Origin of the sequence: Halopseudomonas aestusnigri (assembly GCF_002197985.1) — a bacterium.
Taxonomy (GTDB): domain Bacteria; phylum Pseudomonadota; class Gammaproteobacteria; order Pseudomonadales; family Pseudomonadaceae; genus Halopseudomonas; species Halopseudomonas aestusnigri.
This window is the reverse complement of the sequence record NZ_NBYK01000003.1, coordinates 210,715-225,542: the sequence shown is the minus strand read 5'-3', so window position 1 is coordinate 225,542 and position 14,828 is coordinate 210,715. Positions and strand designations below refer to the sequence as shown.

12 protein-coding genes are annotated in these 14,828 nt (G+C 60.4%); 8 read left to right on the top strand and 4 right to left on the bottom strand.

The window, feature by feature from the left end; translation table 11 throughout:
- Window positions 1–120 precede the first annotated feature (120 nt).
- From B7O88_RS07195 to B7O88_RS07180, 4 genes are all read right to left on the bottom strand, one after another.
- Window positions 121–774: an OmpA family protein gene (locus B7O88_RS07195; RefSeq protein WP_088274683.1), complete on the bottom strand. Its 654-nt coding sequence runs from the start codon at window positions 772–774 to the stop codon at window positions 121–123.
- A 68-nt stretch (window positions 775–842) separates the two neighbouring features.
- Window positions 843–1,484 carry an MBL fold metallo-hydrolase gene (locus tag B7O88_RS07190; RefSeq protein WP_088274681.1) on the bottom strand — a complete coding sequence of 214 codons (642 nt, stop codon included), beginning with the start codon at window positions 1,482–1,484 and terminating at the stop codon, window positions 843–845.
- A gap of 175 nt (window positions 1,485–1,659) precedes the next feature.
- Entirely contained in the window at window positions 1,660–3,021 is a 1,362-nt protein-coding gene (locus tag B7O88_RS07185) for a DUF1329 domain-containing protein (protein WP_088274899.1), read from the bottom strand.
- A 453-nt stretch (window positions 3,022–3,474) separates the two neighbouring features.
- Complete coding sequence (locus B7O88_RS07180; RefSeq protein ID WP_088274679.1) at window positions 3,475–5,160, bottom strand: fatty acid--CoA ligase; 1,686 nt, start codon at window positions 5,158–5,160, stop codon at window positions 3,475–3,477.
- 237 nt (window positions 5,161–5,397) lie between these two features.
- Here B7O88_RS07180 and B7O88_RS07175 point away from each other — a divergent pair, with 237 nt between their 5' ends.
- From B7O88_RS07175 to B7O88_RS07140, 8 genes are all read left to right on the top strand, one after another.
- On the top strand, window positions 5,398–6,579 hold the full coding sequence (locus B7O88_RS07175) for an acetyl-CoA C-acyltransferase (protein ID WP_088274677.1): 1,182 nt from the start codon (window positions 5,398–5,400) through the stop codon (window positions 6,577–6,579).
- A 364-nt stretch (window positions 6,580–6,943) separates the two neighbouring features.
- Window positions 6,944–8,242 (top strand): urea ABC transporter substrate-binding protein, encoded by a 1,299-nt coding sequence (urtA, locus tag B7O88_RS07170; protein WP_088274675.1) that lies wholly within the window; start codon window positions 6,944–6,946, stop codon window positions 8,240–8,242.
- 102 nt (window positions 8,243–8,344) lie between these two features.
- Window positions 8,345–9,991, top strand: coding sequence for an urea ABC transporter permease subunit UrtB (gene urtB / locus B7O88_RS07165; protein WP_088274898.1), 1,647 nt, complete (start codon window positions 8,345–8,347; stop codon window positions 9,989–9,991).
- Between the two features lie 31 nt (window positions 9,992–10,022).
- Window positions 10,023–11,135 carry an urea ABC transporter permease subunit UrtC gene (gene urtC / locus B7O88_RS07160; RefSeq protein ID WP_412779065.1) on the top strand — a complete coding sequence of 371 codons (1,113 nt, stop codon included), beginning with the start codon at window positions 10,023–10,025 and terminating at the stop codon, window positions 11,133–11,135.
- Window positions 11,132–11,968: an urea ABC transporter ATP-binding protein UrtD gene (gene urtD / locus B7O88_RS07155; RefSeq protein ID WP_088274671.1), complete on the top strand. Its 837-nt coding sequence runs from the start codon at window positions 11,132–11,134 to the stop codon at window positions 11,966–11,968. Before urtC ends, urtD begins: the two co-directional genes overlap by 4 nt.
- 2 nt (window positions 11,969–11,970) lie before the next feature.
- The gene (gene urtE, locus B7O88_RS07150) at window positions 11,971–12,666 is read left to right on the top strand and encodes an urea ABC transporter ATP-binding subunit UrtE (RefSeq protein WP_088274669.1); all 696 of its coding nucleotides are present in this window, start codon (window positions 11,971–11,973) and stop codon (window positions 12,664–12,666) included.
- 330 nt (window positions 12,667–12,996) lie between these two features.
- On the top strand, window positions 12,997–13,902 hold the full coding sequence (locus B7O88_RS07145; protein WP_088274667.1) for an SDR family oxidoreductase: 906 nt from the start codon (window positions 12,997–12,999) through the stop codon (window positions 13,900–13,902).
- A 153-nt stretch (window positions 13,903–14,055) separates the two neighbouring features.
- Window positions 14,056–14,820, top strand: a complete 765-nt coding sequence (locus B7O88_RS07140) for an HNH endonuclease (RefSeq protein WP_088274665.1) — start codon at window positions 14,056–14,058, stop codon at window positions 14,818–14,820.
- The last annotated feature ends 8 nt before the right edge of the window (window positions 14,821–14,828 follow it).

Genomic DNA, 14,828 nt, shown 5'->3' with positions numbered 1-14,828 from the left:
TAAAGGCGAAAGGCTGAATCAGCCCCAGCTCAATAAGGAAGTAATTCCCCCATTAACCCGCGACGAATCCAAAAAAGGCCAACCGGTTTCCCGGTTGGCCTTTTGGCTTGCATGCCGTGATCAGAGCTGACGCAGGGTGATCTCGACGCGACGGTTCTGCGCGCGACCCGCTTCTGTATCGTTGCTGGCGATCGGCTGGCTCGGGCCAACACCGGCGCTGCTGATACGCGCACCGCTGACGCCCTGGCCGGCGATATAGGATGCAACACTGGCGGCACGCTCGCGCGACAGGCGCATGTTCAGCTCCATGGAGCCGGTGCTGTCGGTGTGACCAACGATATTGATGCCGTTCTTATCGAACTCCTGGAACACCTTGACCAGCGAATTCAGCGTCGGATAGAAGCTGCTGGAGATGTCGGAGGAGCCCGAGGCGAAGGTAATGTTGCCGGGCATGACCAGCTGCAGGGTGTCGCCGTTACGGATGACCTGCACGCCGGTGCCGGTCAGCTCCTGACGCAGGCGCTGTTCCTGCTTGTCAACGTAGTAGCCATAGCCACCGCCAGCAGCGCCACCCACGGCCGCGCCGATCAGAGCGCCCTTGGCACGATCATCGCTGCTGGAGGTCGCCGCGCCGATGGCAGCACCGGTCAGCGCGCCAATCCCGCCGTAAACAGCCGATTTACCTGCCTGCTGCTCACCGGTGTAGGGGTTGTTGGTGCACCCGGCAATCATCAGTGCGCAGGCACCCGCAATAATCAAACCTTGGCTTTTCATGGTAATTCCCTTGTTCTGGTTGGTTCTGTGTCCAGCCCGCACAGACTGGAACGGAAAACGCGCGGACATCAGCCGCGAATAAACGGATTCTCGCGAATCTCGTCACCAATGCGCGTGTCGGGCCCGTGCCCGGTCACCACAACCGCATCTTCATCAAGCGTATAGAGTCTTTCGCGAATTGATCGTTCAATTTGACGATGGTCTCCGCCCCACAGATCGGTACGGCCGATGCCTCGGCGAAACAGCGTATCACCGGCGATAAGCAACTTGCCCTCCGGAAACCAGAAACTCATCGAGCCCGGGGTATGCCCGGGCGTATGCAGGGCAACACCGCAGCCACAGGCCAGCTCCTCGTCATCCTGCAGCCATTGGTCCGGCGCCGGCGCCGGTTTGTAGGGAATGCCGAACATCTTGCACTGCATCTCCAGACTGTCCCAGAGAAACTGGTCTTCCTTGTGCAGATGCAGGGTCGCGCCGGTCAGCTTTTTCAGCTCACCGGAGGCCAGAAAGTGGTCGAGGTGGGCATGGGTGTGAATGATGCTGACCAGCTTGAGCCCCAGCTCGTTCAGACGCTTGACGATAAATTCATGGTCTCCGCCCGGATCAACCACAATCGCCTTCTTGCTGATCGGATCACCAATCAGGGTGCAGTTGCACTGTAGCGGGCCAACGGGAAAGGTTTCACGAATCAGGGCAGGTACTGGGGTCATCTTGCGTCCGGAAAATGGCAATGGGCATACGCCGCGCAACTGGCACGACGGAGACTATCCTGTTCCGGAGTATAGGGAGCCTGACGCCCGGCGGCCAGCCGCCGATGCCCAATGCCCCCCTGTGAAATGCACAACGCCCGGCAGAGCCGGGCGTTGTGTTTACTGCAACGAACGCTTAGCGCACGCCGGACTGACGCAGGGCAGTCGGAGTGAACTCGACACTCGAGGTCTTGTAACCGTAGTTGTAGTTGGCACGCTCTTCGTTGTTTGCGCCCATCACCAGGTAACGGCCGGCGACCAGGTCGTACAGGGTTTCCATGGTGTAGCCCAGCACCTTGTCGGCATAACGCTGAACCGAGTGCGCCTCGGCTACACGCCACAGCTCGCCGCGACCATCGTAATGATCGATGTGGGCAGCCTGCCAGGAGTCCTCATCAAGGAACAGATGACGCTTGGCATAGATATGACGCTCACTCGGCTTGACGTTGGCAACCACTTCCCAGACGCGGTGCAGCTCATAACGGGTCAGGTCCTGGTTAATATGGCCGGCCTGGAAGATCTGGTCATATTTGAGTTGCGGCGAGCCCAGCTCGAAGTTGTTGTAGGAGATGAACATTTCGCGCTTGCCAACCAGCTCCCAGTCGTAGCGATCGGGGGCGCCGTTGTACATGTCCAGGTTGTCGGAGGTACGCATGCCGTCGGCCGCGGTACCCGGACCATCGTAGGACACCTGGGGAGCGCGGCGCACGCGACGCTGGCCTGCGTTATACAACCACGCCATACGCGGCGTCGCTACCTGGTTGATGGTCTCGTGAACCAGCAGAACGTTACCCGCCAGACGCGCCGGATCGGTTACCTGCTGCTTGAAGTAATAGAGCATGTCGGTCGGCGCGCTGGCGTCGTAATCCTCCAGACCGGCCGGTACGGCGTACTCCTCGACAAAACGCACCACGTTGAAGTTGCCGTTGGTCTGCGGGGTAGCCTGCACTACGGTGCGCTGGAACGCGTTGCCGCGGTAGCGGGTAATGTGGTTCCAGACGACTTCCAGCCCATCGGCCGGAATCGGGAAGGCATAGGCCAGGGTGTAGTCGGTCAGACCATTACCACCCTGAACCAGCTTGGTACTGGTCGCGTTGGCAGCCGCAGCGTCGTATACCGCCTGCGGGAAGGCAGCAGAGCGATGGCTGGCAAAGACGCGCATCTTGAAGGTGTCGGGGTAGCGCTTGAACATGGCAATCTGGCCCGGCGCCAGGTTCTCGGCATACTGTTCGTAGTTGGCTGCGGTGATGACAAACAGCGGCTGCTCGCCGGCGTAGGGATTGGCCAGGAAGCCGTTGGCATCGACCGGCGCAGCGTCGGTTGCCAGGCCGCCGGTCCACTCGGGAATGATGCCGGCTGCGTTGCCGGCAACCTCTGCGCCAACCGGGGTCAGGCTGGAGCCCAGCTTGGCGGCGTCCTGCGCGCTGACCGCCGCAAACGCCGTCGGCGCAGCAAGCGCAGTGGCCAGAGTCAAAGAAGCAATAGTGATGGGTTTCATGGGTTCGCCCTGTTTTGCTTGGAGTTGTTTGGGGTAACCGGCCATCAGCATGCGCATTGCCACAACCATGACCGGTGTTAATCCCTCAAGGAGCACACACGGTGCCTGCCGTCAGACTTTCAGACGCGCAACATCGCCCGCATTACCCGAAATGATAGACACAGGGGCAACGCAGCGACGGGTTTTATTAGGATTCTTATACGACTTGAGAGGCCAGAGACTCTACTGATTGGCTACGGGCTAAGCAAGCCCGTTCGTCCCATCGGGCAAATATAAAAAACCCGCACAAAACCCATAAAACCCATCTAGAACGGGCCATACAGAAACAGACCGAGCGGTCACGCCGCTACAATAACGAGACAAAACACCCGTTATGATTCACCCTGCCATGGGTAGCGAACAGGCAAAAAAACCGCATCGTAAAAACGATGCGGTCATTCACTGGCAGACGAATCAGGCGAGCGAGGAAATGCACTCCGCACCGGCGTCCAGCCAACCGGCGATTTCAGTGCGAATGCGCTTCTTGTCGAGCTTGCCGACGCTGGTCTTGGGGATATCCGCCACTACCGCAATCTGACGCGGAATCGCCCACTTGTTGATATGCCCTTCTTCAACAAAGGGCATCAGGTGCTCGGCCATCGCGTCTGCGGTGACTGTCTGGCCGGCGGCGGGGACAATCAATGCAAACGGGCGCTCGTCCCAGCGCGGGTCAGGCACGCCCACCACCGCTACTTCAGCAACCAGCGGACTGCGGCTGATCAGGTCCTCAAGCTCGAGGGACGACAGCCACTCACCGCCGGTCTTGATCACATCCTTGATGCGGTCGCGAATCTCGATAAAGCCCATCGGGCTGATGGTTGCCACGTCACCGGTGTGCATCCAGCCGCCGGCCCACAGTTCCTGACTCTTCTCTGGCTCGCGGAAATAGCCCTGGGTCAGCCAGGGTGCGCGCAGCACCAGCTCGCCCTGGGTTTCACCGTCCTGTGGCAGCAGAGTGCCATCCGGCGCCATGATCTGCGCCTCGACCAGCGGCCCGGGCACACCAGCCTTGATGCGATGAGCGATCTGCTCGTCTTCCGATGCCTGCTCAAGCTCCAGGTTCAGGTAGCCGGCAGAAATCATCGGGCAGGTTTCCGACATGCCGTATGCGGCGCCCAGCTGCATGCCCTTGGCCTTGGCCGCCAGATACAGCGACCGGTTCAGTGCGCTGCCACCGATGATCACGCGCATGCCGCCAAAGTCGAAGTCCTTCGCACCTTCGGCGTTCAGAACCATCTGCAGGATGGTCGGAACACAGTGCGAGAACGTCACCTTGTGATCCTTGATCATCTGCACCAGACGCTCTGGTTCGTAGCGGCCCGGATAGACCTGCTTGATACCCAGCATGGTGGCGGTATACGGGATGCCCCAGGCATGAACGTGGAACATCGGCGTGATCGGCATGTACACATCACGGTTGCCTAGCTGGCGAATGCTGTCGAGCGCCGACAGTGAAGCCGCTTGCCCCAACGTGTGCAGAACCAGCTGACGATGGGTGAAGTACACACCCTTGGGATTACCGGTGGTGCCCGTTGTATAGAAGGTCGTTGCAACCGAGTTCTCATCGAAATCAGCAAACTCGTAGGTTGGCTCAGCCGCGGCCAGCAGTTGCTCATACTCTCCTGCAAAGCCGGGGAGGTCGGCGGTTTTATCGTCTTCGTCGGTCAGCAGAATAGTCGTAGTGACCGTGGTCAGGTCATTTTCAATGGCCTTGTAGATCGGCACGAACTCACTGTTGATCAGCACCACCACGTCTTCAGCGTGGTTCATGGTGTAGAGAATCTGATCCGGTGACAAACGGACGTTGATGGTATGCATGACAGCACCCAACATCGGCACTGCGAACATGCACTCCAGATAGCGATGGCTATCCCAGTCCATCATCGCAACGGTATCCCCGGCCTTGACGCCGGCCTTGGTCAGGGCGTTGGCCAGACGACAGATGCGCTCGTTGAAGGTGCGGTAGTCATAGCGAACCAGATCGCGATAGATGATTTCCTGCGTGCGCTCGTAACGCTGCCCGGTCAGTAGCAGGTTTTTGATCAGCAGCGGAGTGGAGCGTGCCTCGTCGGCCGGCTTGAGGATACGAGTATTGAGCATTGAATGACCTACTATTTTTAGGATTGTCAGGGCATGGCATAAGTTGAAAATCGTCAGCGTGGCCTTGCGAGAGTAGCTGCATTGGCCAAGCCGTAGAAAGCGAAAATCATCATACGGATTTTCTTTAAACCCATCATGCGTATAATTGTAAACAAAGTCGTTTTGTGACTGAACCTGGATTCATAGTTCCAGATCACCCTCTTGTCGTTGTCTCATCCATTTATTCAGGAGCCGGTAATGTCGGACCAAAGCATCGTAATCGTCAGTGGCGTTCGCACCCCCATGGGTGGTTTTCAGGGTAGCCTGTCCAGCATCAGCGCAGTTGAACTGGGCGCCATCAGCATTCGCGAAGCCGTCAGCCGTGCCGGCATTCCTGCCGAAGCGGTCGAAGAAGTGATCATGGGCTGCGTTCTGCCCGCCGGCCTCAAGCAGGGCCCGGCCCGCCAGGCCAGTCTGAACGCCGGCCTGCCCGCGGCTACCGGCTGCACCACCATCAACAAACTGTGCGGCTCCGGCATGAAGGCCGTGATGCAGGCGCACGACGCCCTCAAGGCCGGCAGCGCCAGCATCATGGTTGCCGGTGGCATGGAAAGCATGTCCAACGCGCCCTATATCATCGAAAAAGCCCGTAGCGGCCTGCGCATGGGTCATGGCGAAATCAAGGACCACATGTTCTTTGACGGTCTGGAAGACGCTCGCACCGGCCGCCTGATGGGCTCCTTCGCTCAGGACACCGCCGACCAGAACGGTCTGACCCGTGAGGACATGGACGCCTACGCGATTGAGTCGCTCAAGCGCGCCCAGGCCGCCATCGAAAGCGGCGTGCTGGCCAACGAAATCATCCCGGTCACCGTCAAGACCCGCAAGGGCGAGGTTGTGGTCAAAGACGACGAGCAACCGCTGAACGCCAATCTGGACAAGATTCCGACGCTCAAGCCCGCGTTCAAGAAAGACGGCACCGTCACCGCAGCCAACGCCAGCTCCATCTCCGACGGCGCCAGCGCGCTGGTGCTGATGACCGCCGCGGAAGCCGAGCGCCGCGGTCTGAAGCCGCTGGCCCGTATCGTTGGCCATGCTACCCAGAGCCAGGATCCGAGCGAGTTCACCCTGGCCCCGATTGGCGCCATGACCAACCTGTTCAACAAGACCGGCTGGACAGCTGCGGATGTCGATCTGTTCGAAATCAACGAAGCCTTTGCCATGGTCACCATGCTGGCGATGCGCGAGCACGGCCTGGACCACGCCAAGGTCAACATCTACGGCGGCGCCTGCGCCCAGGGGCACCCGGTAGGCTCTACCGGTTCACGCCTGATCGTCACCCTGATCAACGCCCTGCAGCAGACCGGCGGCAAACGGGGTGTTGCCTCGCTGTGCATTGGTGGTGGTGAAGCTACCGCGGTCGCCATCGAGCTGATCTGACGCAACAGACCCGGGCCGCGCAAGGCGGCCCGGGTTATCGGCACGCCCTGAGCCCTTCCCGCACAAAATCCTGACCACGCACCACCCTTTCGCACCAAATTCGTGCACTGCACCACTGCACGGCACGGCAGACCACCACCGCGCAAACCGTTCCCATTCTCGACCGAGCTGTCCACAGCCCCCATTCCAGCGCCCTTTGTCCTGAACAATGTCAGCCAATGGCAAAGCTGGCACGTTCTCTGCTCTGTCCTGTTCACAGGCTGCCTCGCCAACGACGGCCTGCATGGTCAAGCGTCCCACGGCCAGACCAGCAGCATCACGCAACAGCCAGAATTTCAGACAACAACAGAGAAAGGAAAGGAACATGACTCTGAAGAAGATCGTCAAACAGGTCGGCGCACTCGGCGTCGCCTGCAGCATGGCCCTTGGCGCACTCAGCGCACAGGCCGAGGAAACCATCAAGGTCGGCGTGCTGCATTCGCTGTCCGGCACCATGGCTATCTCGGAAACCACCCTGAAAGACACCATGCTGATGCTGATCGAAGAGCAGAACAAGAAAGGCGGCCTGCTCGGTAAACAGCTCGAACCCGTTGTCGTTGACCCGGCCTCCAACTGGCCGCTGTTCGCCGAACGTACCCGTGAACTGCTGGAACAGCACGGCGTGGACGCCATCTTCGGCTGCTGGACTTCCGTTTCGCGTAAATCGGTTCTGCCCGTCGTTGAAGAACTGAACGGCATCCTGTTCTACCCGGTTCAGTACGAAGGCGAAGAGTCTTCCCGCAACGTGTTCTACACCGGCGCTGCGCCGAACCAGCAAGCCATTCCGGCGGTTGACTACCTCAAGGATGAAGTCGGCGTTGAGCGCTGGGTTCTGGCCGGTACCGACTACGTCTACCCGCGCACCACCAACCGCATTCTGGAAGCCTATCTGAAGGCCAACGGTGTGGCTGAAGAAGACATCATGATCAACTACACCCCGTTCGGCCATGCTGACTGGCAGAACATCGTTGCTGAAATCAAACGCTTCGGCAGCGCTGGCAAGAAGACTGCCGTGGTCTCCACCATCAACGGCGACGCCAACGTGCCCTTCTACCGCGAACTGGGTAACCAGGGCGTGTCCGCCGAAGACATCCCGGTTGTAGCCTTCTCCGTTGGTGAAGAAGAGCTGTCCGGTATCGACACCGCTCCGCTGGTCGGCCACATGGCTGCCTGGAACTACTTCATGAGCGAAGAGACCCCGGAAAACGAAGCCTTCATCAAGGCCTGGCACGACTATATCGGCGACACCAAGCGCGTCACCAATGACCCGATGGAAGCCCACTACATCGGCTTCAACATGTGGGTCAAAGCGGTTGAAGCAGCCGGCACCACCGATACCGACAAGGTCATCGATGCCATGGTTGGCGTTGAAGTTCCGAACCTGACTGGCGGCACCAGCAAAATGCTGCCGAACCACCACATCACCAAGCCGGTCCTGATCGGTGAAATCCAGGACGACGGCCAGTTCCTGACCGTTTCCCGCACCGAAGAGCTGGCCCCGGGCGACGCCTGGTCCGACTACCTGGAAGGCAGCAAGGACCTGATCTCCGACTGGACCGCGCCGATCAGCTGCGGCAACTACAACACCCAGACCAAGAGCTGCGTCGGCGCCACCGCCGAGTAATCAGCCGCCATCTGACGGCGGGCCCAGCGCCCGCCCCTGTAACCGGGGCGCCCATCACGCCCCGGTTGCATGTTCAGCGTGAACCTCAATCAGGACGATGCCATGAACTCCATCTGCCGTCTGACACCCCGGCATGCCGTGCAGCAATGGCTTACCCGTTTGCTGCTGCTGTGTGTGTGCAGTCTGCCCCTGCACGCCAGCGCCCAGGAGGCTGAACCAGCCCCTGCCCAACCCACCTTCGACGAACTGGTCAGCCAACTGGCGACCGGCAACCTGCGACAGCGCGCAGCCACCGTCGAGCAACTGGCCACCCATCAAGACGAACGTCTGGCCGATATTCTCAACGCCCTTGTTGCCGGCGACCTGCTGGCCAGCAAGGACAAGCCACCGGTCATCGCCATTCGCAGCGGTGACCAACTGACCAACGCCCTGGATGGCTCAGACCTGACCGGCGCTGCCGGCCTGCGCCGCATCCCGGTGAACAACAGCCTGCGCACCCAGCTGCGCGGCATGGTTGCTCAGCTCAACCTGACCCATCCCAACAGCGACAAGCGCTATGACGCCGTACAGCGCTTTATCCGTGACGGTGTAGACGGCGAGACCGCCGCCCTGCTACGCGAGCGCCAGCCGACCGAAGGGTCCGGCCGCGTCAGCGACGCGATCGACGCCGCGCTGGCCCTCTTCGACCTGCAAACCGGCGACCGCGATCAACGCATGGCCGCCATTGACACCCTCAGCGGTTCTCTTGAGCAGGAAGCCCGCAACGCCCTGCGCAGCGTCGCCGAGAACGACGAAGACGCCGAGTTGCGCAGCGCTGCCGCCAAGGCGATTGAATCCATTCAGGGCCGCATCGAGTTCTACCGTTTCATCGAGAACGTATTCTTTGGCCTCAGCCTGGGCTCGATCCTGCTGCTGGCGGCCATCGGCCTGGCCATCACCTTCGGCGTGATGGGCGTGATCAACATGGCCCACGGCGAGCTGATCATGATCGGCGCCTACACCACCTGGGGTATTCAGGTGCTGTTCCCCGATCTGATCGAATGGAGCCTGCTGATTGCCATTCCGGCAGCGTTTCTGATCACCGCGCTGGTCGGCATCGCCATCGAACGCGGCGTGATCCGCTTCCTCTACGGCCGCCCGCTGGAAACCCTGCTGGCGACCTTTGGCCTCAGCCTGGTGCTGCAGCAGGCGGTACGCACCCTGTTCAGCCCGCTCAACCGTTCGGTCACCTCACCCGAGTGGATCAGCGGTACCCTGAGCATCAACCCGGTGCTGTCGATCACCTATACCCGTCTGTACATCCTGCTGTTCGGGCTGGCGGTGTTCTTCGCCCTGCTGCTGGTGATGAAACGCACCACCCTCGGTCTCAAGGTCCGCGCCGTCTCGCAGAACCGCGCCATGGCCCGCGCAGTGGGTGTGCGTTCCAACTGGATCGACGCCCTGACCTTCGGGCTGGGTTCCGGTATCGCCGGGGTCGCCGGAGTCGCGCTGTCGCAGATCACCAACGTCGGCCCCAACCTCGGCCAGGCCTACATCATCGACTCGTTCATGGTGGTGGTATTCGGCGGCGTGGGTAACCTCTGGGGCACGCTGGTCAGCGCAATGAGCCTCGGCCTGATCAACAACTTCCTCGAGCCCTGGGCCGGCGCCATGCTCGCCAAGGTGCTGGTGCTGATCATGCTGATCCTGTTTATCCAGAAGAAACCCAAGGGACTCTTCCCGCAGAAAGGGCGCGCCGCGGCTGACTGATCGCCGCCGCCGTTTCCTTTTTACAACCGAATTGAACGAGGGAAGTATGCTTACCCAACGACTGTTGCTCAGTGATCGGGGCGGAATGCTGGTGCTGGGCCTGGTGCTGCTCACCACCATCATCGTGCCGATTCTCAATCTGGCGGTGCCGACCGACTCACCGCTGTATGTTTCCAACTTTACCGTCGGCCTGCTCGGCAAGTTCCTGTGCTTTGCCCTGCTGGCTCTGTCGGTCGATCTGATCTGGGGCTACGCCGGCATCCTGTCGCTCGGCCACGGCGCCTTCTTCAGCCTGGGCGGTTACGCCATGGGCATGTACCTGATGCGCCAGATCGGCGACCGCGGCGTCTACGGCCACCCGGAGCTGATGGACTTCATGGTGGTGCTCAACTGGGAATCGCTGCCTTGGTACTGGCAGGGCTTCGACATGTTCTGGTTCGCCATGCTGATGGTGCTGCTGGTGCCGGGCCTGCTGGCTCTGGTATTCGGCTGGCTGGCGTTCCGCTCACGGGTGACCGGCGTCTACTTCGCCATCATCACCCAGGCGCTGACCTACGCGCTGATGCTCGCCTTCTTCCGTAACGAGATGGGCTTTGGCGGCAACAACGGCCTGAACGACTTCAAAGAAATCCTCGGCTTTGATCTGGCGGCCAAGACCACCCGCGTCGGGCTGTTCGTCGCCTCCTCGATTGCCCTGATCCTCGGCTACATGGCCTGCCGCTACATCGTTACCTCACGCATGGGCCGGGTCATCATCGCCATCCGTGATGCCGAAAGCCGCACCCGCTTCAGCGGCTATCAGGTCGAAAGCTACAAACTCTGGCTGTTTGTCTTCTCCGCCATGCTGGCGGCGGTGGCCGGCGCGCTCTATGTGCCGCAGGTCGGCATCATCAACCCGGGCGAATTCTCCCCGCTCAACTCCATCGAAATGGTGGTCTGGGTCGCAACCGGCGGCCGTGGCACCCTGTTCGGCGCCATCGTCGGCGCGTTCAGCGTCAACTACGCCAAGACCTTCTTCACCACCTTTTCACCGGAAACCTGGCTGTTCATCCTCGGCGGTCTGTTCGTACTGGTAACCCTGCTGCTGCCCAAGGGCATCGTGGGCCTGTTCGACCGCTTCAGCCGCAAGGGAGACAAACAATGAACCCGCTTGAACAACTGCGCGAAACCTGGCGCCGCGATCAAGTCTTTGACTTCGTCCAGCCCGCGCCGGACTTCTCCGCCAGGGTCGACACCACCCACGGCCCGATCCTCTACGTGGAAGACGTCAGCGTCAGCTTTGACGGCTTCAAGGCGCTGAACAACCTGAACCTGTACATCGATGACGGCGAGCTGCGCTGCATCATCGGCCCCAACGGCGCCGGCAAGACCACCATGATGGACGTCATCACCGGCAAGACCCGCCCCGACACCGGCAGCGTCTGGTTCGGCCAGCGCATGAACCTGCTGAAACTGTCCGAGCACGAGATCGCCCGCGGCGGCATCGGCCGCAAGTTCCAGAAGCCGACCATCTTCGAGGCGCTCTCGGTGTTCGAGAACCTGGAGCTGGCCACCGCCTCCAACAAGCACGTCTGGTACACGCTGAATAAAAGCCTGACCGGCGAACAGCTCGACCGCATCGACGAGGTGCTCAAGCTGATCGGCCTGAAGGAACAGTTCCGCATGGAAGCCGGCGCCCTCTCCCACGGCCAGAAACAGTGGCTGGAGATCGGCATGTTGCTGATGCAGAACCCTCGCGTGCTGCTGGTCGACGAACCGGTCGCCGGCATGACCGGCGAAGAGGTCGAGCACACCGCCGAACTGCTGACCTCGCTGGCCGGCCGTCACTCGGTCATCGTGGTCGAACACGACATGGCGTTCGTGCGCTCCATCGCCCGCAAGGTCACCGTGCTGCACCAGGGCTCGGTGCTGGCCGAAGGCAGCATGGATCAGGTGCAGAATGACCCGCGTGTGGTCGAAGTCTATTTGGGGGAATGACCATGCTCAGCATTCAAGGCATCAACCAGTTCTACAACCAGAGCCACATCCTCTGGGATCTCGACCTGGAGCTGAAAGAAGGCAGCTGCAGCTGCCTGCTCGGCCGCAACGGCGTGGGCAAGACCACCCTGCTCAAATGCATCACCGGCCTGCTGCCGGTGAAAAGCGGGCAGATCAGCCTGATGGGCCGCGACATCACCAAGCTCTCGACTGAAAACCGCGCCCGCTCCGGGATCGGCTACGTGCCGCAGGGACGCGAAATCTTTCCGCTGCTGACGGTGGAAGAGAACCTGAAAATCTCTCTCGGCGCCCGCCCCGACCGCGCCCGGCAGATTCCCGCGCACATCTACGAGCTGTTCCCGGTACTCAAGGAAATGAAACACCGTCGCGGCGGCGACCTGTCCGGTGGTCAGCAGCAGCAACTGGCGATTGGCCGCGCGCTGGTGCTCGACCCCAAGCTGCTGATTCTCGATGAGCCGACCGAGGGCATTCAGCCCAACATCGTGCGCGACATCAGCGACGTGATCCGCAAGCTCAACACCGAGCTGGGGCTGACCGTGCTGCTGGTCGAGCAGAAGCTGCCGTTCGCCCGCCGGGCGGCGGAAAGTTTCTTCATCATGGAACGCGGGCGCATGGTCGCCAACGGCCCGATGACTGAGCTGAACGACGATCTGATCCAGCGCTATCTGACCGTCTGACTCCACCACCGTGCGCAGGGCCACGGCATGCCGTGGCCCTGTGCAGGCGGGGGCAGGTGGCCCACCCAACCAGCTAACGCAGCCCTCTAAATAGGTTCCTGGCATACCGTATACGGTGATACGTCACCTGGCCCGCGCCCACGACAAACATCACCACCTTCCACCGTAGGGCCACGACATGTCGTGGCCGCTGCCCCTGCAATACACCCAACACCGCCGCCAGCCCCATTTATAAGCCACTATTCACCACTGCCCCACCCCTTGCCATGTTCAAACAACTGTTCGACACTGGCTGCCTTTTTCAACCCGCACAAACCAAGGGGACAACCCATGAGCGATATCCGTTTTGACGACAAAGTCGTCATCGTAACCGGTGCTGGCGGCGGTATTGGCCGCGCCCACGCCCTGCTGTTCGCGAAACACGGCGCCAAAGTCGTCGTCAACGACCTCGGTGGCAGCACCAACGGCGAAGGCGCCAACAGCGAAGCCGCGCTCAAGGTTGTCGAAGAAATCAAAGCCGCTGGCGGTACCGCCATCGCCAACCCGGACAACGTCATCAACGGTGATCGCATCGTCGAGTGCGCGATGGACAACTTCGGTCGCATCGACATCGTCGTCAACAACGCCGGTATCCTGCGCGACAAGAGCTTCGCCAAGATGACCGATGCCGACTGGGACCTGATCTACAAAGTCCACGTCGAAGGCGCCTACAAGACTACCAAGGCCGCCTGGGACCACATGAAGAACAACAACTTCGGTCGCATCATCTTCACCTCGTCCACCTCCGGCATCTACGGCAACTTCGGTCAGGCCAACTACGGCATGGCCAAGCTGGGCCTGTACGGCTTCACCCGTACCCTGGCTATCGAAGGCCGCAAGAACAACATCTTCGTCAACGCCATTGCCCCGACTGGCGGCACTCGCATGACCGAAGGTCTGTTCCCGGAAGGCGCATTCGAAAAGCTGAAGCCTGAACTGGTCAGCCCGCTGGTTGCCTACCTGTGCTCCGAAGAGTGCAAGGAAACCGGCAGCCTGTTCGAAGTCGGCGGCGGCTGGATGGGCAAGGTACGCTGGGAGCGCTCCCTGGGTATCGGCTTCGACCCCGACAAGGGCTTCACCCCGGAAGACGTCGCCGCCAACTTCGAGCAGCTGTGCAGCTTCGAAGGCGCCGTTCACCCGAAAGACAACATCGAAGCCCTGCGTGAGCTGATGGCCAACATCCAGAAGTTTGCCTAACGGCTACTTCTGGAGCGGCAAGCTTTAAGCCTCAAGCTGCAAGCTAGAAGCAACAGCGCTGCCCGATGTTAAAAAGCCCGCCCCTGGGTTCAGGGGCGGGCTTTTTGTTTGTATTGCGGTAGGATGCTCACTACCCACACACAAGGAGGTTGTATGGCAAAGCGCTGGACTCAGGACGAGTTGCTCGTCGCGCTCGGCTTGTATTGCCAACTGCCATTTGGCCAGTTTCACCGTCGCCAGCCGCTGATTATTCAGGCCGCCAAGTCGTTGCAACGCACGCCGGACTCGCTGGCAATGAAGCTGAGCAATCTTGCTAGTCTCGACCCCCAAATAACCGGCACTGGCCGAAAGGGCCTACCTGGAGCGTCAGAGCTTGATCGTCAGATGTGGCAAACCTTTACCAGTGACACATCCACGCTAATGCCACTAGCAGAACAAGCCCTGGCTTCTGCGCTTGGTACAGAGACAACCAAAGAGCCTGAAGAACCAGCCTCTTATCAAGAGCCTGATCATTTCGCTAGAACCAAAGTCCGCAAGGGCCAACAGCTATTTCGTGCAGCAGTTCTATCGGCCTACAACAATAGCTGCTGTATCACAGGACTGAGTGATGACCGATTCCTGATCGCCAGTCATATTCGCCCATGGCGCATCGACATCCAAAACCGGCTAAACCCAAGTAACGGGCTGTGCTTAAGCCTGATGTTTGACAAGGCTTTCGACAGCGGTCTTATCACGTTCTCCGACGACTACCGACTACTGCTATCGAATGAACTGCGTGACCAACAACGCAATGCGTATATGGCCGCTACCTTTTTCGCCCACCAAGGGGCGGTCTTGCAGCTTCCAAGTAAGTTCTCACCCGACGCGACCCTCCTAGCGTGGCATCGCGAACATTGCTTCGTAGGTGAACCACTTTGAAAACAGCC

What these genes read in the sequence shown, in the direction of transcription:
- B7O88_RS07195 (WP_088274683.1), bottom strand. Translation starts at nt 774, where the DNA reads ATGAAAAGCCAAGGTTTGATTATTGCGGGTGCCTGCGCACTGATGATT.
- B7O88_RS07190 (WP_088274681.1), bottom strand. Translation starts at nt 1,484, where the DNA reads ATGACCCCAGTACCTGCCCTGATTCGTGAAACCTTTCCCGTTGGCCCG.
- B7O88_RS07185 (WP_088274899.1), bottom strand. Translation starts at nt 3,021, where the DNA reads ATGAAACCCATCACTATTGCTTCTTTGACTCTGGCCACTGCGCTTGCT.
- B7O88_RS07180 (WP_088274679.1), bottom strand. Translation starts at nt 5,160, where the DNA reads ATGCTCAATACTCGTATCCTCAAGCCGGCCGACGAGGCACGCTCCACT.
- B7O88_RS07175 (WP_088274677.1), top strand. Translation starts at nt 5,398, where the DNA reads ATGTCGGACCAAAGCATCGTAATCGTCAGTGGCGTTCGCACCCCCATG.
- urtA (WP_088274675.1), top strand. Translation starts at nt 6,944, where the DNA reads ATGACTCTGAAGAAGATCGTCAAACAGGTCGGCGCACTCGGCGTCGCC.
- urtB (WP_088274898.1), top strand. Translation starts at nt 8,345, where the DNA reads ATGAACTCCATCTGCCGTCTGACACCCCGGCATGCCGTGCAGCAATGG.
- urtD (WP_088274671.1), top strand. Translation starts at nt 11,132, where the DNA reads ATGAACCCGCTTGAACAACTGCGCGAAACCTGGCGCCGCGATCAAGTC.
- urtE (WP_088274669.1), top strand. Translation starts at nt 11,971, where the DNA reads ATGCTCAGCATTCAAGGCATCAACCAGTTCTACAACCAGAGCCACATC.
- B7O88_RS07145 (WP_088274667.1), top strand. Translation starts at nt 12,997, where the DNA reads ATGAGCGATATCCGTTTTGACGACAAAGTCGTCATCGTAACCGGTGCT.
- B7O88_RS07140 (WP_088274665.1), top strand. Translation starts at nt 14,056, where the DNA reads ATGGCAAAGCGCTGGACTCAGGACGAGTTGCTCGTCGCGCTCGGCTTG.